This window comes from Proteus sp. G2300 (assembly GCF_009915965.1).
Lineage (GTDB): Bacteria > Pseudomonadota > Gammaproteobacteria > Enterobacterales > Enterobacteriaceae > Proteus > Proteus vulgaris.
This window is the reverse complement of sequence record NZ_JAABNK010000023.1, coordinates 566225-585196: the sequence shown is the minus strand read 5'-3', so window position 1 is coordinate 585196 and position 18972 is coordinate 566225. Positions and strand designations below refer to the sequence as shown.

The following is an 18972-nucleotide window of genomic DNA, read 5'->3' as shown; positions in this document are numbered from 1 at the left end:
AAGAGAAAAAGAGGAGTGTTAATTAACTAATAGTCATTAAACTCGCATTACCACCTGCGGCCGCAGTATTAATGCTTAATGCTCTTTCATGTAGTAAACGTTCTAACAATAAGCTCGTATCACCTCGTGAAAATCCTTGAACAGAGATGATTGCGCCTTTACGTTGTGCAATTTTCTGACAAGTTTCACGTAACTGATCACTATCACCATGATAAATTACTGCTTTAATTTTCAATCGATCATCTGTCCAGTTTTCAGTAAGCGTAATTGTTTTTCTGACAATATCAGGTAATTCACGGTATGTTTTCTGTGAGAATGAGCTATTGGCGACAATAGCATGACAACCCGAAGCAAGCACACCTGCAATTTGGGTTAATACATCTTGTTCATTATCTGAAATACACAGTACATTGCCGCAAGGAACTAGTTGGTAAGTATTACGTTCACCCGTAGGACCGGGTAATACTCGTAAGGTCCCCGTTTGTGATGCAAGTGCGTATTTCTTTAAGGCATCGTAATGCACTTTTTCCGTTTTGTTTTCAAGCCATTCCATATACTTATTATAAGTTTGTAAGTTACGCATGGATGTATCAATAGGGTATTTTTCATCTTGGCGCGCGAGTGTTTGTGTTGCCGCATTTTCGGGGCGTTTTGATAATAGGCGATACAGATAAACCGGGCCACCTGCTTTCGGGCCTGTACCAGATAATCCTTCACCACCAAAAGGTTGAACGCCAACGACTGCACCGACCATATTACGATTAACATATAAATTACCTACTTTGGCATTTGAGGCCACATAAGCAATAGTTTCATCAATACGTGTATGGACACCCATTGTTAAGCCATAGCCTGTTGCATTAATTTCTTCAAGTAATGCAGGTAAATCTTGGCTTGCGTAGCGCACAACGTGTAATACAGGACCAAAAATTTCTTTTTTTAGTGAACTGACTTTATCTAACTCAATTAAAGTAGGTTGAACAAAGGTACTGTTATTTTCAAGTTGTTTTGGCAGACTATTGTGTGAAGCTTGATAAATCTCGTGGCCTTCAGCGCGCATTGTTTTAATATGCTTTTCAATGCCAGTTTTTGCATCTTTATCAATAACTGGACCAATATCAGTCGATAATAAACTCGGATCACCTATCATCGCTTGCGCCATTGCACCTTTAAGCATCTCGATAGTGTGGTCAGCCACTTCTTCTTGAATACATAAAAGACGCAATGCAGAACAACGTTGACCGGCACTATCATAAGCTGAAGCCATAACATCCGTAACAACCTGCTCGGTTAATGCGGAGGAGTCAACAATCATTGCATTTAAACCACCCGTTTCTGCAATTAAAGGCACTGGACGGCCTTCGCTGTCTAACCGACCTGCTAAGGTTTTTTGTAAAATATGAGCAACATCCGTTGAACCTGTAAACATTACGCCACGTACACGCTCATCAGCCACTAAACGTGCACCAATGGTTTCTCCTTGACCGGGTAAAAGTTGTAATGCAAAGCGAGGAATACCTGCTTGATGGAAGAGTTCTACTGCTTTTGAGGCAATTAGCGGTGTTTGCTCTGCCGGTTTAGCCAGTACAGTATTACCCGCAGCTAAAGCAGCTGCAATCTGCCCACTAAATATGGCTAATGGGAAGTTCCAAGGGCTGATACAAACCACAGGCCCTAAAGGTCGATGTGTATTGTTATCAAAATCATGCGTAACTTGTGCTGCGTAGTAATAGAGAAAATCAATGGCTTCACGGACTTCAGCAATGGCGTTACTGTAAGTTTTCCCCGCCTCACGAACTAAAACGCCCATGAGAGGTCCCATTTGTTGTTCCATTAATTCCGCAGTTCGGATCAAGAATAATGCTCTTTGCGCTGGGGGGGTTGCAAACCAGATTTCACCCTTTTCCTGAGCAATGGTTAAAGCAAAATCTACTTCAGCTTCTGTAGCTTCTCGTACAGTACCCACTGTATCAGCATGATTTGCAGGGTTTAAAATAGATTGAGTTTCTTGAGTAGTTTCTGAAGAGTTATAGGTATCACCTAACAACGGTTCACAATGTCTATTTTCAGAGGCTGAGGTTAATAATGCACTAGAGAGTGATGCCAAACGGTGCTCATTTGACATATCAATACCGGGTGAATTTTTACGTTCATCACCATAAAGTTGATGAGGGAGTGGAATTTTAGGATGCGAAAGCCCAATTTGGCCTTCTGTTTGCGCCATTCTATTCACTTCTTTTACGGGATCAGCAACTAATTCATCGAGGGAAATTGTGTTATCTGCGATTCGGTTTACAAATGAGGTGTTAGCCCCATTTTCAAGCAAGCGACGCACTAAATAGGCAAGTAATGTTTCATGCGTTCCTACAGGGGCATAAATACGACAAGGGCGACCTAATTTTCCATCAACAATTTTACCCACAACTTGCGCATAAAGCGGTTCTCCCATACCGTGTAAACATTGGAATTCATATTGTCCTGGGTAATAGTTTTGTCCTGCCAAATGGTAAATTGCAGAAAGGGTGTGTGCGTTATGTGTTGCAAATTGAGGATAAATAAAGTGTGGAGATGCAAGTAGTTTCTTTGCACAAGCAAGATAAGAAACATCGGTATACACTTTGCGAGTATAAACAGGATAATCTTCAAGGCCATCAATTTGAGCGCGTTTCACTTCGCTATCCCAATAGGCGCCTTTAACTAAACGAACCATCAAACGGCGACGACTCCGACGTGCTAAATCAATGACATAATCAATGACTAATGGACAACGTTTTTGGTAAGCTTGAATAACGAAGCCAATTCCATTCCAACCCGCTAATTCAGGTTCAAAACAGAGTTTTTCAAGTAGATCGAGTGAAATCTCAAGTCTATCTGCTTCTTCTGCATCAATATTAATACCGATATCATATTGTTTTGCTTGTAATGTTAATGAGAGCAGGCGAGGGTAAAGCTCTGACATAACACGTTCATATTGTGCACGACTGTAGCGAGGGTGTAATGCCGAAAGCTTGATAGATATTCCTGGGCCTTCATAAATACCTCTACCATTAGACGCTTTACCAATGGCGTGGATAGCTTGCTGATAAGAAACTAAATAATCTTGTGCGTCTTTTTCTGTTAATGCTGCTTCTCCTAACATGTCATAAGAGTAGCTAAAGCCTTTTTCTTCAAGTTTGCGTGCATTTGCGAGTGCTTGAGAAATAGTCTCACCTGTAACGAATTGCTCCCCCATTAAACGCATGGCCATATCAACGCCTTTACGCACTAATGGCTCACCACTTTTGGTCAAGATGCGATTCAAAGAGTTAGAGAGTTTTTCTTCATTATGAGTCGAAACTAATTTACCTGTGAATAATAAGCCCCACGTTGCAGCATTCACAAACATCGATTGGCTTTGTCCTAAGTGTGAGCGCCAATTTCCATGACTAATTTTGTCACGAATAAGAGCATCACGCGTGGCTTTATCTGGAATACGCAGTAATGCTTCCGCTAAACACATCAAAGCTACACCTTCTTGTGAGGAAAGTGAAAACTCTTGTAATAGACCTTGTACGAGCCCTGATCGCCCAATGCCGTTTTTTTGTTTACGAAGTTTTTCAGCAATGGAATAGGCTAATTTATGTGTTGCTTGAGCTTCATTTTCAGGTAATGTCGCTTGTTGCAATAACATAGGAACAGCCTGTATTTCAGGCATACGATATGCAGATGTAATGGCGGAGCGTAAAACAGATTGCGGGTGAATATGTTCAGCAAACTCTAAGAAAGGCTGATAATGATTCGTTGGTGTTTCAGTGTCTTCGTTAATATCTTGTTCATCAAATGTGGTATTGCCAATATTCACCTGATTATTTTCAATTTGTTCAAGATAGTTGAAGATGGCTTGCTTAATTAACCAATGCGATGTTCTATCTAATTTCTGTGCAGCCTCTTTTAATCTATTGCGGGTTTCTTCATCAAGTCTAACACCCATTGTTGTGCTACTCATGCAGTGCTCCTCATATTCTATTTCTAATTCACAAGTACAGTTACCCGTTATTTTTATTAATATCATTCATGTTGCAACTTTGTGCAACATTGTTAACAATTTATTTATAAATAATGTGAAAGTAGTCAGGTTTTATGAGTGATTAAAATAGTGTAATTTGTTTTATTTTTAATATTTAATTATAAATCAATAAATTATATTTATTTTATTGATATTTGCATTTATAATGCAACCTCGAATTAAGACAAATAGTGTGAAGTCATAAACAAAATTTAAACATTAAAACGTTAATTTCTTGTTAAATGCGGTTAACCTATTCTAGGATTGATGTGAATGACTTATCTGTTGCTGTAAGAAATTATTTTAATTAAAAACTGAAAAGATCATTAATGCGCAACGAAGTGCAACGTTCCTGTACAAGTCAAAAGCATATCGATGATCGGAAACAGATTTATGGAGAACTGCAATTATGGCCTTAACTTCGCCAATGCTAATTACATTTACTATTTATATTCTGGGTATGCTTTTTATTGGTTATCTAGCCTATCGTTCAACCAAAAATTTTGATGACTATATTTTAGGGGGACGACGGTTAGGGAGTTTTGTTACTGCTCTTTCAGCGGGTGCCTCTGATATGAGTGGGTGGCTATTAATGGGGCTACCCGGTGTGGTTTTTTTTGCGGGTATTTCTGAAAGTTGGATAGCTATCGGCTTATGTTTAGGTGCATGGCTAAACTGGCGTTTAGTTGCAGGTCGTTTACGTTTACAAACTGAAAAAAATAATAATGCATTAACATTACCAGATTATCTGACATCGCGTTTTGATGATAAAAGCAAAATGTTGCGTATTGTCTCAGCATTAGTGATCCTTACTTTTTTTACCATCTATTGTGCGTCAGGTGTGGTTGCTGGTGGAATGCTGTTTGAGTCAACCTTCCATATTCCTTATCATGAAGCAATGATTTATGGTGCGCTTGCAACCATTGCTTATACTTTTTTAGGTGGTTTTCTGGCGGTAAGTTGGACTGATACTGTTCAGGCCACATTAATGATTTTTGCCCTGATCTTAACGCCTATTATTGTTATTTTCTCTGTTGGTGGCATTGATACCTCTATTGCAATTATTAAAGCCAAAGATCCTTCTTACCTTGATATGTTCAAAGGACTTGATTTTATCGCTATTATCTCTTTATTAGCGTGGGGATTAGGTTATTTTGGGCAACCCCATATTCTTGCTCGTTTTATGGCCGCTGATTCTAATCAAACTATTCGTAAAGCACGTCGTATAGGGATGACATGGATGATCCTTTGCTTAGGAGGAACGGTTGCTGTTGGATTCTTTGGTATTGCTTACTTTGAAATGAATCCTGCACAAGCAGGTGGTGTAACAGCGAAAAATGAACGCATTTTTATGGAGCTAGCTTCACTGCTCTTTAATCCATGGATTGCCGGTATTTTACTGTCAGCAATTTTAGCCGCCGTAATGAGTACATTAAGCTGTCAGTTATTAGTGTGTGCTAGTGCGTTAACAGAAGATTTATACAAGCCTTTCATTCGTAAAAGTGCAAGTCAAAAAGAGCTGGTTTGGGTAGGGCGTGGTATGGTGTTGCTCGTTGCAATTATTGCAATTTTCTTAGCACGTGATCCTAATAATAAAGTTCTTGATTTAGTTAGTAATGCATGGGCAGGATTTGGTGCCGCTTTTGGCCCAGTTATTCTTATCTCTGTGATGTGGAAGCGTATGACGCGTAATGGTGCTTTTGCTGGGATGCTGATTGGTGCTTTAACCGTATTAGTGTGGATGCAATATAAATGGTTTGGATTATATGAAATTATTCCCGGTTTTGTTTTTGCGTCTATCGCGATTGTTGTTATCAGCTTAATGGGAGAAGTGCCAAGTAAGGCGAATCAACAACGTTTTGATGAAGCAGAAACTCAATATCGTAATACGTAATAACTCAGAGACTTAATATAAAATTCAGTATAAGTTAGATTGGAGGTCACTGAAGACAATAAAGTGACCTTTATTTTTTGATAACAGGACATATTTAAAAGTAAATTAATAAAAATTTAACTTATTCATAATATTCTAATTTATAATATACCGTAGCTGTACTGGTATCGATTAACTTACCGCGTTGTTTAATTGTACTAACCATGTCCCATATCACACAATTATTATATTCATCCCATTCTTTACATGTTTTATCATACTCTCTTATATCATCATATAAGCTCGTATATATTTGTACATGCTGTAAAATTTTACCATCTTCGCCATAACGAAACTCTGACATAACATCATTGTTTTTATTTGTTGTTTTTAATAAGCGACCTTGCTTATCGTAATAATAATGAATGACATTTCCTTTGTTGTTAGAGTTAGAGTCAATAATTGTTGATAATGTAATTTTATTATCTTGGTATGAAAATTGGCTGATATCAGTACCCATTAATGAACCATCATTATCGTAAAAAAAAGATGTTTTTCCTGTTAATTGATTTTGCTTATTTTTATTATAAAATTCACTGAGGTAGAGAGTATGAGTTCGATGCCGATTTTTTAATTGATATATCTGTTTTATATTATCAGATGTTGGCATTCTTAATAGATTTGTCTCTATATTTTCATGGATATATTCTTGTGTAGAGAAGCTATATTTGGTGATAAAACCACACTCATCAAATTGAGTTTCACCTTTAAAGGCTTTTAATCGACCATTCTCAGGTAACTTGCTGGTAATACTAATTGACTTTATTGGTCCATAAATAAAATTGATTGTAATGAATGTGCTATTAGTGGTATTTATCTGCTTTTGTGATTCATTACAAGACGTTTGTATCGCAAAAGTAGAAGGTGTAATAAAAAGAGTGCAGAGAGAAAAAGTAAAAATTAATGGTAATTTCATGTAATGAGCCATTTCAAATTTTTATTAAAGAAAATCGCGCTACAGAGCATATCATCACTAATTGACCTAGGTAGTTTTACATAAATCATTTTTTAATGAAAGTATCATAGGAGAGTATTTATCATGTGCTGAAAAATATAGGATAAATATATTTAAAACCAATCTAAATGTGATGATTGATAAGTGACTTTTTTTGCATAAAGAGTTGCATTATTACATTAATTCGTTTTTCAGTAATTTACTGTTATCTAAATTATTTTAAAAAGTTATCGCTAATAACCATTAAAAATAACGAGTGAGTTTGTAATTAATTTATTGATTTATCATTAATTTTTTATTTTTATGACTTATATAGCATTCTTTGTAATTAGAATAATAAACAATATTTTGGGTGAGTTGAAGTCAAATATAATAATGCATCGTATAGCTAATACAATGTTTTATCAAAAAAAGAGTATTGATATAAATAAGTACTTTTTTCTTACATAAAAACCTTATTTTTTGACAACATAATAGATTTAAATAAAGCTTTTTTATCTGCGAAATTCGAAAGTTTATTCATAATATTCAAATTTGTTATAGACAGTTGCGGTACTAGTATCGATTATCATGCCATCTTTTCTTACTTCACTTACCATATTCCAGATTAAGCAATTATTATATTTATCCCACGCTCGACAAGTATTGTCATATTCTCTTATATCATCATATAAACTGGTGAATATTTGCATTTGGCGCAAAATCTTACCATCTTTACCATAATGGAATTCTAAGGTTACTTCATCATTATCAATTGCTTTTAAAAGACGTCCTTGCTCATCATAAAGATAATGAATTGAATTTCCTTGGTTTGCTGCTGTAGATTCAATAATAGTTTCTGCTGAAATTTTATCACCTTTATAACTCAGTTTAGCAAAATCAGTACCCATGAGTGAGCCGTCATCATCATAAAAATAAGATGTTTTATCTACCAATTGATTTAGATTATTTTTATCATAATATTCAACTAAATAGAGCGTGTGTGTTCTATGACGATTTTTTAACTGGTATTTATATTTGATATTGTAAGGTGTTGACATTCTTAAAAGATTTGTCTCAATATGCTCATGAATATATTCTTGTGTAGAAAAGTCATATTTGGTAAGCATTCCACATTCATCAAATTGAGTTTCACCTTTAAAGGCTTTAAACCGGCCTTTTTCAGGTAATTCGCTGGTGGTGGTGATTGTTTTTATCGGTCCATAATTGAAATTAATCGTTATGAACATATTGTTAGATGCATTCACTTGTTTTTTTGATTTATCACAAGATATTGACATCGCAGAAACGGGGAGTGTAATAAAAAACGTACATAAAGAGAAAATAAAAAATAATGGAAATTTCATGTAATGAACCATCTTAAAAATTTATTAAAAATAACTCTTCAGAGTCTATTTATCATTTATTGATTTAAGTAGTTTTACACAAATTGTTTTTTAATGAAAGTATCACTTAGTTTAATTGTAGATAATTAATATAGTAGTAAATATAAAAACCAGTCTATTTTTGATAGTCTGATTTTTATATTAATAGTTTATTATGGGAATAATAAAGTATCTTTATATTATTCGTAGTAAGTAAATTCGTTATGAAGCACAGCTTTACTGTAATTAATCATTTCATCATCAAATTTTATAGTGCTTTCGAGTTGCTCTTTCGTACAGTTATCAAAATCATCCCATTCAAGGCAGGTAGAGATAAAAGCTTTATCTTCACCATTCATTCCTTTTATATAGTTTGCTTGTTTAATAACTTTCCCTTGATCGTCATAATGGTACTCAACGTTTATTTTTTCATCTTCTTTTACTAAACGTAGTCTTCCTTGTGGATCATAAGTATATTCTGTTGTAAAAAACTCGTCGGAAGAGGTTGAAGAGTGTGCAATCTCTTTAACAATACGCCCTTCTTTATAGTCGAATTGGCTAGTGAGTGTATCTATTAATTCGCCATCATTAGCGTAGTATTGAGTGATCTTTTTATTGAGTCGATTTTGCTGATCTTTACTATAGGTTTCCTGCATATATATAGAATGCGAACCATAGGCATTTTTTAGTTGGAATTGATACCGAATAACGAAAGGATTATCAGGAGTTGTTCTTATTAAATTAGTTTCTACGTTGCCTTCAATGTATTCTTGCATTGATGTGCTATCTTTCAGCAAGTTTCCACATTCATCAAGCTGAATTTCGCCCTTAAATGCTTTAAAACGACCATCATTGGGTAACGTGCTTGTCATCATGACTGACTTTACCGGACCATTAAAGGAAGTGAGTAACATAATTTGCGTATTAGCAATATTTTGTTGTTTTTCAGCATCCGTACATTGAGTTGAAGTTGCGATAGCTGAAAATGAGGAGAATGCATATAGTGAAAGGGTTAGGAGTAATTGTGATTTCATAAGACCGTCCATGTATATACTCATTATACTTCAAGCCACAGCGTTACTCGTCATACTTCAAGTTGCTGTAGCGTTATTGCTACGTTCATTCACACTAGTTGCATATTATATATGCCCTTAGTGACTCATTCACTTGTCATCTGGCTACATCTTAGTGCTTATTTGTATGCATTTAAGTTGTCGCCTGGCTGTATCTTGAATTATTTAGAGTATAAGTAGTGTATAAATATAGGCTCAGTATAGGTAATTGGTTTACTAAATAGTATAGATAAAATCCTATATGATTAACTGATATAAAAGGAAAAAAATATTTTGGTACGATCAGAGCGACTTTTTGGAGCATTAAGATGTCAAACGTGTTTTCTTTTACGACAGATACGGCAACGCTAGCTATTTTTGATTTACAAGCGATCCAGCATCGAAAATCAGATACTGCAGATTGGTGGAGTATATTGGATGATGAGATAGGTGAAATGAATAAAGGCAATATTGCCTTTATTGGTCTAGGTTGTGATGGTTTCTACACAATCAATTTATGCGACAACATTGAAGAAGCGGATGTGAAGATAAATATAAGTTGTCCTTCAGGGCGCTTATTTATAGGGGCAGGAGAAGACACAACGGGCGGTGATTTAGAGCCAGATGCTCCTGAATATCGTTCTGGTGAGGTTATTTTTTTACCAACAGGTAATTATGAGATTTCGGTAAAAAAGAAAGATGATAATTTATTAATTGCTTTTAATAAAAGTAAAATAGGTATTAATTTATTTAAGAGCACACTTCGTATCTAATCGATAGCGTTAATGACTATTAATGAATGACAGGTTAGATGAATATTTTATATTCTTATTCTGTGTTTTGTAAACAACTGTGCGAATTATAAGCAAAGTTGTAATTAGATATCATTGTAATTCTAATACAAAAAGTAAAACTAAAAAAATAGCCATTTTGTCGCCACTTTCTTTCAGATACAAAAAAGCCACTTATTGCTAAGTGGCGTAAATGTCTGATTTATCAGCTTAAAATTGGTGGGTTGTGGGAGGCTCGAACTCCCGACCAATTGATTAAGAGTCGTTTGAATGCAATATATAAAACAATAATTTAGAAATAAAAACAATAAGTTAAATAGCAATAAAGATAAATAATGTTCAATATTCCTTTTCTTGTGCGACACTTTTGAGACACTTTTATTAAGATGTCGGTATTTGCATTTTTAAGCGTTCAACTCTATATCTATGAAAATGTTCCATTGAATTTGCAGATTTCTCTAATTCCGAAAGTACATTGTTGATCCACTCTTTTTCTAACGTTAGAGTCGAGCTTAATTTTCCATGAGAATAACGTCGTTTAAACATTGACGCTACAGTTTGTTGTTGTTTACTAGGTAAAGTTAGCCAAGTAGAAACAAAATTTTCAGGTGGGGTATTATGAAATAGTGGAGTGTCACAAAATTCACCATAATTATTATCTATATAAGTACAGTCAGATACTAGTAATTCTAAATTAGTTTTCATTTTTTGAAGAGGCTCGTATGCAAGAGCATCATCATTAAATAGTTCATGTGATTTTTGATAGAGATAGTCACGTAGTTTATATGATTCTTCTCTATAATCGTTCTCAATCCAATAAGATTTACCTTTATAACCTGAGTTATCTTTTTGATCTGAATATTTATTTGGATTTAATTTTTCAAGAGTACCTTGTGAAAATAGGTCATTAATATACTCCTTACACTTTTCTATTATCTTCTCATAATTTGGTGCTGAATTTGAAATCTTTTCTTCCAATAATAAGTAATTAATCATTTGATATATATCACCTAATGATTTGAATTTTCTTTCATTAAAGTCAATATGTAATTCTTCTAATGCTTCATCTATATTTTCTTTATTTATATAATCAAAAAAACTTAGTTTATACCAAGATGGAGATTGAGGTGCATCTTTTATATAATTTGAATTTTTTATGTATTCATTTATTTCATCTTTATTAAAGATACCATTTTTAATTATATTTACAATTGTTTGTCGAGTGATTAATTCATTTTCTAAATTAATAATTTCATATTTATTTAATATTTTAATTAAGATGTGTTCTTCTGTGTTTTTATTATTTATATGATTATTTATTTGGATTTTATGGTAATTAATATAATCGTCAAATGATAAATTTTCTGATTTTAGTTCAATGCTTGAAATGATAAAATATTTAAATAAATATTCTAATTGCTGTTGGTTTAAATTAATTTTATTTATGTTTAGAAATAATCTTTCGCAATCATTTACTATATATTTTAAAATTCTAAGAGATGAGTAATTTGATTGCAAGTATAAATTTATTAATAATTCTTTTATTTTTGGAAAATATTCGTATATTTTTTTTTGATACAAAAATGCAGTTACTGCGTTGTCTAAATCGGGGGTTACTACTATAGTTTGACCAAATACTTTCTCTCTTTTCCCTCTGAGCTCCGTTAGTATTTTTTCATCATGTGCTATAACGATAACTTTGCATTTCTGATGTTCAATATAGCTATTGATAGCTCCAAGTATATTATCAATAGTCAGAACATCCGTCTTGATAGCCCTTTCAAGATCATCAAATATGATTATTTTTTTATCATCAACTTTTTCTTTGATTAATGTTGTACCTATACTACTGAAAAAAGAACCTAATCCAAATGTTAAAGTAGATATTTTAGTATCTAAATTATCTACTTTACTTAAAAAATTTTTAAAACCAGCTTTTCCAGGAAACATTTTCACAAAGACAGAAGAATATATCTCTTGTATGGATGTTATACCAAATAGACTGACGTAACAAAAATCCCCCTCTCTTTCAAAATATTTTTTTATTTGATAGGTTTTTCCACTACCCCAGCCTCCTGTTATTAGAACCGCATATCCAGGATTATCTAATGCTTTATAATAATTTAGATAATTTTCAAGGTGATTATTCATATTTTTTTCTCGTTTAAATAAATTTTTAACATAGTTAAATAGCTTTTTTATCATATATATTCAAAGGATTAAATTTAACCGCATCTTCTAAATGCTCTGGAGAGAAATGAGAATATCTCATAGTCATTTTTATATCTGTATGACCGAGAATTCTTTGTAACACAAGAATATTGCCACCGTTCATCATAAAATGTGATGCAAATGTATGTCTTAATACGTGTGATGATTGGCGGTGAGGTAATTCTATACCTGTTCTTTTCATTGCCATTCTGAAAGCAGAATAACAAGGGGTAAATAAAGCACCACGCTTTTTAGGGATTTCATCGTACAAAGCTTTACTTATAGGCACTGTTCTATTGCGTTTGCCTTTTGTTTTAGTAAACGTAATTTTGTAAGGTGTAATTTGTCGCCCTGTTAAACTTTCTGCCTCAGACCATCTTGCACCTGTTGATAGTGCAATTTTCACAATTAATTCCAAATCTTTAGCCATACTCTGGCGACAAGACTTTAATAGCGATTCTATTTGTTGCTGTGAAAGAAATGCCATTTCGGATTCGTCAGTGCGGAAAGGGCGGACATGTTTAATAGGGTTTTCTGTTTGCCATTCGCCTAATCTTTCTAACTCATTAAATACAGCACGAAAATAAGATAGCTCAAGATTTACTGTGCGAGGTGAAACTTTTTTTACCCTTTCTGTTCTGAATAATTTTCCAGATAAACGTTGTTCTCGATATCTAGAAAACAATTGGGCTGTAAACTCGGTAGCGAGTGGGTTGCCTAATTTTTCACAAGCCCATAGCATAACATCGAGTCTATTTTTGCCGTCTTTTAACATCACACCATGCGAACTATACCAAGCATTAACTAGCTCGGTCATGCGACGCTTATCTTCTTTTTTCTCTTCTATCCATGGTTTTCCCTCAACTTTATCCATCTCATAACGTTCATAGTTGAGGGCTTCACCTTTAGTGGCAAATTTTTTACGTACCCGTTTACCTTTTTTGCCGTTTTCTCTATTTTCTGGATAAAAGTCAGCAATCCATTCGCCAGATGGTAATTTTCTAACAGTCATTTTATATATTAATCTTATTTGCTATCAGTAAAGTCACCTGTTTCTAAGAAACTTCGAAATTGGGATTCATTAAGAATGATAATCCCCATAGAACGGGCTTTATCCATTTTCATCTGACTTGCGTTATAGCCATAACAGAGAAGATTCAAATTCTTTGTGACAGACTTTCTAACTTCCATATTTGCTTCAGTTGCGATGCGTTCTAATTCTTCCTTATCAGCCTTTTTAAAACCTGTGAAATGAATATCAAATGTTTCTGGCTTAGGTTTTCTTACTGTAAAATCACTTAGAGAACAGCCAAGTAGAAATTCTTTAGCTTCTTCAAGAGAGTCTAAATATTCAACGACTCTATCTTTTCTAAATGTTTTTAGTGAACCTTTATCATCATAGAGAACACTAATCCCTTGTAAGTAATCTTCATTTTGAGAAATATTAGTAATAGCTTGTACTGATAGAATTTCTCTAGCACTGAAATAAACAAAATAGAGTATAGATGCCATAGTCAACTAACCTTTATTTCTGCAACAACACGACCAATAATTTCTATGTCAGACAGTTCACAGTCAAATGAGGTATCTTGATTAGATATGCGAACTTTTTTCATTGGCATTCTTGTCAATTTTCGCACGCTATATTTGCCATCAATTTTTATAAACCAATTACCATCAAAAATATCATCGAATTTTTTATCTATAACGTAATAGCATTTATTGATGAATACACTAATTGGATTGGATGGTAGTGGGGTGTTACCAAAGAAAATTACTTTATCAATCAGCAAACTATCAGCATGAATAAGTTCACCATCAATAATTTTATAATTATCTAATCTTAAGATATCAGAAGATTGCCCTTCGAATTTAGAACCTTTACCTGTAACTAGCCATTCAAGAGAAACGCCTGTTTCTGCTAAACATCTCACAACCATATCCGCAGGAAAGCCAGGTCTTCTATAACGCCCTGATAAACTACTTGCTGCCATCTCAAAATGAATAGCTAACATTGCTTTTGACGAAAACCCATAAGCTTCGATTATGCGATCTAAAACAGCTGTGTTGTCATCTTCTGGCTGAAATTTAAACGTTCCCATAAGAGTTAATTCCCAAAATGAAAACAAATGCCCTTGACTATTTGCAAAATGAGCATTATTGTTCTCTTTAGTTTTCAAAAAGAAAATATTTATCAATATTTGACGATATTGATCATTAATGTCACTCAGGAGTTTGCCTTATGAGACCTAAAATTACAATTGCTATACCTGAGCCTTACTTACCTTTAGATGAATACTGTCGTCGTACAGGTACAACTAAGATCACTGCTCGCCGTTTAATTGAGTATGGAAAGTTACCCATTAAACCTAAAGGTGATCAAAAAAAAGGTTTGGTTGAAGTCAATATGGTTGCTTTGACTGTTATGGCTTTAAGTGGGTATGAAGTTTCACTAGAAGCGTAGTCAGTCTTTCGCATTTTGAGAATAAACACCATGTTTGATTATCAGGTTTCCAAACAAGCGTACTTTGATAATGCATGCCGTGCTTTCGCAAATACCCATAAAGGTGATCTTGTACAAATAGCTGAAAGCATCGGCATGAACGCCCAAATGTTGCGTAACAAGTTAAACCCTGAACAACCGCACCAGTTAACGTGCATTGATTTAATGAAGCTGACTGATGCAACCGAAGACGCATCGATTCTTGATGGTGTGTTAGAACAGATGCAATGTCAGCCATCAGTGCCAGTTAATGAAGCGAGTGATTCTAATGTGCCAGCCTATTTATTAACGGCAGTTGGTGAAGTTGGAAAATTAGCAACAAATACAGTTTCAGGCGGTAATTTAAATAATGCGCGTGTCGCTGAATTTAAACGCTCTGTTAATACGGCAATTCGTTGTTTAACGTTGGCAGGAATAACACTATCAGCAAGATTACATACTAATCCAGCGTTTGTCTGTGCAGTGGATGCAGTAACCAATCTTAGCCCATCAATGATGTGAGGTTTTAAAATGAAATTAAATTCATTACAGCTTCAACAACACAAATATAAATTATCCAGTGATTCATTTAAAAATGAAAATAACAATTCTATTTATATTGTTAGTTTCATTTTATTTATAGGTTATTTATTAATTTCAGCTTTAAGTTAGAGGTATTTATGTCTAAAGAAAATATGTTTGATGAGATTTTACCAGGTGCGAAAGAGCATCAAATAGAGCGCTTAAAAAAATTAACTGATAATAATAATACCGAAGTGAAAATAGGTGCCGATTATAGTGAAAACCAAAAAATTAATGAAATTTTAAATTTCATGAGAAATAAACAATCGGAAAAAATTCATTTTAAAAATAGAATTTTTGAGTTGGTGAAAAATAAATTAAATAATGGTGTGTTGAGTGTGGATGATATTGCTGAGCAATTGACTAGTTTTAGAAATGAGCTAGTTGATGCTTATGCAGAATCAACAGAATTTGAAGATATACCGTTTTAAGTGAGGTTGTTATGTATCAGAATCAAATTGAAAATGAACAACGTGCTTTTCATATTCCAGTTGCTCAACGTGTCGATGGATTAAACCATACTGCTAAATTACGTTCTCGTCACTTTGGTTTACAAAATGAAGAATTAAAACGTTTCTTTTTTGATATGAGAGATCCATTTGATAATTGTTATAAAGAAAATAAAAAATTCTTAGGTGTCATTTTATATATGGCAGGTATTCCAAAAGAAAGACATGATTTAAAATTTGAAGATTTTAAAGCATCGGAAATATTCGACATTATTAAAGCCATTAATCATATCAAAGCCGTTACGGCATTATTACCTAAACAATTAGCATTACCGCAATAATTAATTAAACCCAAAATAAAAATAAATGACCTTAATCGGTCAGGGATTTTTGCAACCTAAATAAAGGAAATTAACTATGAATACATCAATACCAACACCTATTTTTATGCCTGCACAAATTGCCAATAACGAACATGCTATTATTTTAGATTCCACATTAGCGTTAGCGCGTAATGAGCAAAAGCAAGCCTGCGCGGATAAATACGCATCCCGTATTCGTAAGCTGTCTAGTCTTATAATTCAAAACAAAATGGATTATGCCGACGTTGCTGAACTGTTGGAAAGTGAAGCATCAGAGCTAGAACGTCAAGCACAAGAACTGGTTTGATATGACTATTGCGATAGATAAAAATAGCGATGGATTGATATTAAAACATCGCTATAAATTTCCTAAGTATCCTTTCAAATATCCATCCCCCGTAGTGTGTGCTGTGGGGGAATTCCCTCGTTCTGATAAAAATGAAAAACTATATTTGTGGAACGAAGGTAAAGGGAAAGCAATTTATCGCCCATTTGAAACCTACGAGCAAATCCATCAAAAGGAACGTGAGCATAAGGCGTTTCATGATGCGGAAGCCTTATTATCTAAACAACCTAAATTAGTACAAATCGTTATTAACAAGCGATATAGCGATTTAGATAAAGAGCAAGGTCGCAAACGTGCTAATGCTTATCTCGCAAAAACCTTTGTTGAAAGAACCTACCCAAGAATAAAGATGATCACTGACCGTTATGCTTTGCCTGCAATGACGGTAGAAAACTGTAATTTCTTCAACCGCTTTAATCGCCTGCCTGATATGTCAAAAAAAGATATTGAGAATCTTGCATGGGATATCGCTAACTTAATGAATGAACAACTCATATTAGTAGGGAAAGAAAATATCACTGATAGTGAATTGAAATTAACCTACAAACTTTTTTTACATGCTTCAAAAATTACCACAGGTTTTAAACAAGAGGTGCCTAGATGGACAAAATTAACTACTCGTTATTTTAATCAGAAAGATGCTGATTCGGCTATTTCTCGCATGATGTCAGATAAATGGTGGCTTAACCGTTTACGTAAATATGCGTCTCAATGGCGCGAGCATTTAAGTATTGCAATCAACTTGGTCAGCAAGAAAGCCAGTGTCTATGCGAGTAAAACAACCATCAACGAATGGAAAGAGCAAAAGAATCGGACGCGTGAATTTTTAAAATCTATGGAGCTGGAAGATGAAGAAGGTAATCGCGTTAGTTTGATTGATAAATATTATGGCAGTGTGGCCAACCCTGCAATTAAACGCACTGAAATGATGGTGCGTATTCGTGGTTTTGAAGATATCTGTAATAAATTAGGTTATGTCGGTGAATTCTACACATTAACCGCCCCGTCTAAATATCATGCAACAACGATACACGGTCACCGTAACCGTAAATGGAATGGTTGCAGTCCTGCTGACACACAAAAATACCTTTGTAAGCTATGGAGTAAAATAAGAGCAAAATTACACCGTAAAGATTTGCGTGTCTTTGGGATGCGCGTTGCTGAACCGCATCATGATGGTACACCTCATTGGCACATGCTGTTATTTATGTTGCCGTCTCAACTTGAAGAAATCCGCTCAATTATTAAAGCCTATACCGTAGCAGAAGATAATCACGAATTAATCACTGACAAAGCGCGTAAAGCGCGTTTTTACGTTGAAGAAATAGACCCCGAAAAAGGGTCAGCTACGGGTTATGTGGCGAAATACATTTCAAAAAATGTCGATGGTTACGCTCTCGATGGTGAAGTCGATGATGAAAGCGGTAGACCAATGAAGGAAGCCTCAATGGCAGCTGCTGCATGGGCTGGGCGTTGGAATATTCGTCAATTTCAATTTATCGGTGGTGCGCCTGTGACCGTTTACCGTGAATTACGACGAATGGCTGACCACGATAGGGCGATGGGTTTAGATGTGGAATTCGCACTTGTTCACGATTGTGCAGACGGTGGAAATTGGGCGGGTTATATCAATGCTCAAGGTGGTCCGTTTGTTAAACGTGAAAACCTTATCGCTCGTCTTTGGTATCAGGAATCGGAGGATACAAACGAATACGGTGAAGAAGTGATCCGTGTAAAAGGGGTTTTTTCTACGTTAGTCGGCATAGACACACCGATTTTAACCCGTTTGAAACAGTGGAAGATTGTGAAGAAGTTAGACGACGCGCATGCGGAGTCTGCTTTTAGTGACGCGAACGCGTCACCTAGGAGTTCTGTCAATAACTGTACGGGGGAAACCCGAACGATTAACGATGAAGAAAAGGTGGTAACGGAAATTTTAGATAATTTCAGGTCAATCGGGCATGAAATCACCTTAGAAGATGCCAAAAAAATGAGAAATGGGTCGGGAATAGTCATTGATGATAGGACGTTTAGAAGTTTTGATGATGGTTCTTTGATTAGAACGGGCACAACACAACTGAAATATCGTCAATTCCATGAACGGAAAGCGCGTATTTTTAATAAAGTGAATAAATTAAGGTCTATAAACTCTCTGACGATGGGAGGTGAAAATAATATTAACTAAATGAAGGTGCAAAAATGAATTTTTGTCAATCTTGCTTTGAGTGCAAATAATGTATTTTGTCAACTGACTACTTTTATCATATTAAATTGAAATTTCTTTTTATTGGATAGATGTTTCATTTCTTGGAATATTGATTTGTATCACATAATTTTCCTTCTTAAGGGTTCACAAAACACACAAACAGATTATACTGTTTATTCATACAGTGTTCTTTA

Annotated in this window: 16 protein-coding genes; 8 read left to right on the top strand and 8 right to left on the bottom strand. The window is 34.5% G+C overall.

Annotated features, from left to right (window positions below; all coding sequences use genetic code 11):
- Nucleotides 1-22: 22 nt before the first annotated feature.
- On the bottom strand, nt 23-3985 hold the full coding sequence (putA, locus tag GWI97_RS14220; RefSeq protein WP_161752071.1) for a trifunctional transcriptional regulator/proline dehydrogenase/L-glutamate gamma-semialdehyde dehydrogenase: 3963 nt from the start codon (nt 3983-3985) through the stop codon (nt 23-25).
- Between the two features lie 469 nt (nt 3986-4454).
- Between putA and putP the strand changes: the two genes are divergently transcribed.
- Nucleotides 4455-5939 carry a sodium/proline symporter PutP gene (putP, locus tag GWI97_RS14215; protein ID WP_036935943.1) on the top strand — a complete coding sequence of 495 codons (1485 nt, stop codon included), beginning with the start codon at nt 4455-4457 and terminating at the stop codon, nt 5937-5939.
- Between the two features lie 121 nt (nt 5940-6060).
- On the opposite strand, the gene GWI97_RS14210 is transcribed toward putP, so the two are convergent.
- The 3 genes from GWI97_RS14210 to GWI97_RS14200 all read right to left on the bottom strand — a co-directional run bounded on the left by GWI97_RS14210 (nt 6061) and on the right by GWI97_RS14200 (nt 9331).
- Nucleotides 6061-6894, bottom strand: a complete 834-nt coding sequence (locus tag GWI97_RS14210) for a hypothetical protein (RefSeq protein ID WP_036935946.1) — start codon at nt 6892-6894, stop codon at nt 6061-6063.
- A 554-nt stretch (nt 6895-7448) separates the two neighbouring features.
- Nucleotides 7449-8279 carry a hypothetical protein gene (locus GWI97_RS14205; protein ID WP_036935949.1) on the bottom strand — a complete coding sequence of 277 codons (831 nt, stop codon included), beginning with the start codon at nt 8277-8279 and terminating at the stop codon, nt 7449-7451.
- Between the two features lie 218 nt (nt 8280-8497).
- Nucleotides 8498-9331 carry a hypothetical protein gene (locus GWI97_RS14200; protein WP_158482377.1) on the bottom strand — a complete coding sequence of 278 codons (834 nt, stop codon included), beginning with the start codon at nt 9329-9331 and terminating at the stop codon, nt 8498-8500.
- Nucleotides 9332-9678: 347 nt separating this feature from the next.
- Between GWI97_RS14200 and GWI97_RS14195 the strand changes: the two genes are divergently transcribed.
- Nucleotides 9679-10122, top strand: a complete 444-nt coding sequence (locus GWI97_RS14195) for a DUF6386 family protein (RefSeq protein ID WP_052038479.1) — start codon at nt 9679-9681, stop codon at nt 10120-10122.
- A gap of 399 nt (nt 10123-10521) precedes the next feature.
- Here GWI97_RS14195 and GWI97_RS14190 read toward each other — a convergent pair whose 3' ends face one another.
- Genes GWI97_RS14190 through GWI97_RS14175 form a run of 4 tightly spaced genes read right to left on the bottom strand, consistent with a single transcriptional unit; the run spans nt 10522 to nt 14453 of the window.
- Complete coding sequence (locus GWI97_RS14190; protein ID WP_161752070.1) at nt 10522-12291, bottom strand: P-loop NTPase fold protein; 1770 nt, start codon at nt 12289-12291, stop codon at nt 10522-10524.
- Nucleotides 12292-12325: 34 nt separating this feature from the next.
- Entirely contained in the window at nt 12326-13363 is a 1038-nt protein-coding gene (locus GWI97_RS14185; RefSeq protein ID WP_161752069.1) for a phage integrase, read from the bottom strand.
- Nucleotides 13364-13377: 14 nt separating this feature from the next.
- Nucleotides 13378-13863, bottom strand: a complete 486-nt coding sequence (locus GWI97_RS14180) for a BRCT domain-containing protein (RefSeq protein WP_088495256.1) — start codon at nt 13861-13863, stop codon at nt 13378-13380.
- 2 nt (nt 13864-13865) lie between these two features.
- The gene (locus GWI97_RS14175) at nt 13866-14453 is read right to left on the bottom strand and encodes a phage repressor protein CI (protein ID WP_049219384.1); all 588 of its coding nucleotides are present in this window, start codon (nt 14451-14453) and stop codon (nt 13866-13868) included.
- Between the two features lie 140 nt (nt 14454-14593).
- Here GWI97_RS14175 and GWI97_RS14170 point away from each other — a divergent pair, with 140 nt between their 5' ends.
- The 6 genes from GWI97_RS14170 to GWI97_RS14145 all read left to right on the top strand — a co-directional run bounded on the left by GWI97_RS14170 (nt 14594) and on the right by GWI97_RS14145 (nt 18757).
- Nucleotides 14594-14815, top strand: coding sequence for a regulator (locus GWI97_RS14170; RefSeq protein WP_161710145.1), 222 nt, complete (start codon nt 14594-14596; stop codon nt 14813-14815).
- Nucleotides 14816-14845: 30 nt separating this feature from the next.
- Nucleotides 14846-15355: a phage regulatory CII family protein gene (locus tag GWI97_RS14165; protein ID WP_161752068.1), complete on the top strand. Its 510-nt coding sequence runs from the start codon at nt 14846-14848 to the stop codon at nt 15353-15355.
- 158 nt (nt 15356-15513) lie between these two features.
- Nucleotides 15514-15846, top strand: coding sequence for a hypothetical protein (locus GWI97_RS14160; RefSeq protein ID WP_161752067.1), 333 nt, complete (start codon nt 15514-15516; stop codon nt 15844-15846).
- Between the two features lie 11 nt (nt 15847-15857).
- The gene (locus tag GWI97_RS14155; RefSeq protein ID WP_161752066.1) at nt 15858-16205 is read left to right on the top strand and encodes a DUF5347 domain-containing protein; all 348 of its coding nucleotides are present in this window, start codon (nt 15858-15860) and stop codon (nt 16203-16205) included.
- A 76-nt stretch (nt 16206-16281) separates the two neighbouring features.
- Nucleotides 16282-16533 (top strand): DUF2732 family protein, encoded by a 252-nt coding sequence (locus tag GWI97_RS14150; protein WP_161752065.1) that lies wholly within the window; start codon nt 16282-16284, stop codon nt 16531-16533.
- A gap of 1 nt (nt 16534) precedes the next feature.
- A complete protein-coding gene (locus GWI97_RS14145) occupies nt 16535-18757 on the top strand; it encodes a replication endonuclease (protein ID WP_161752064.1) in 2223 nt (740 codons plus the stop codon).
- Nucleotides 18758-18972: the final 215 nt, after the last annotated feature.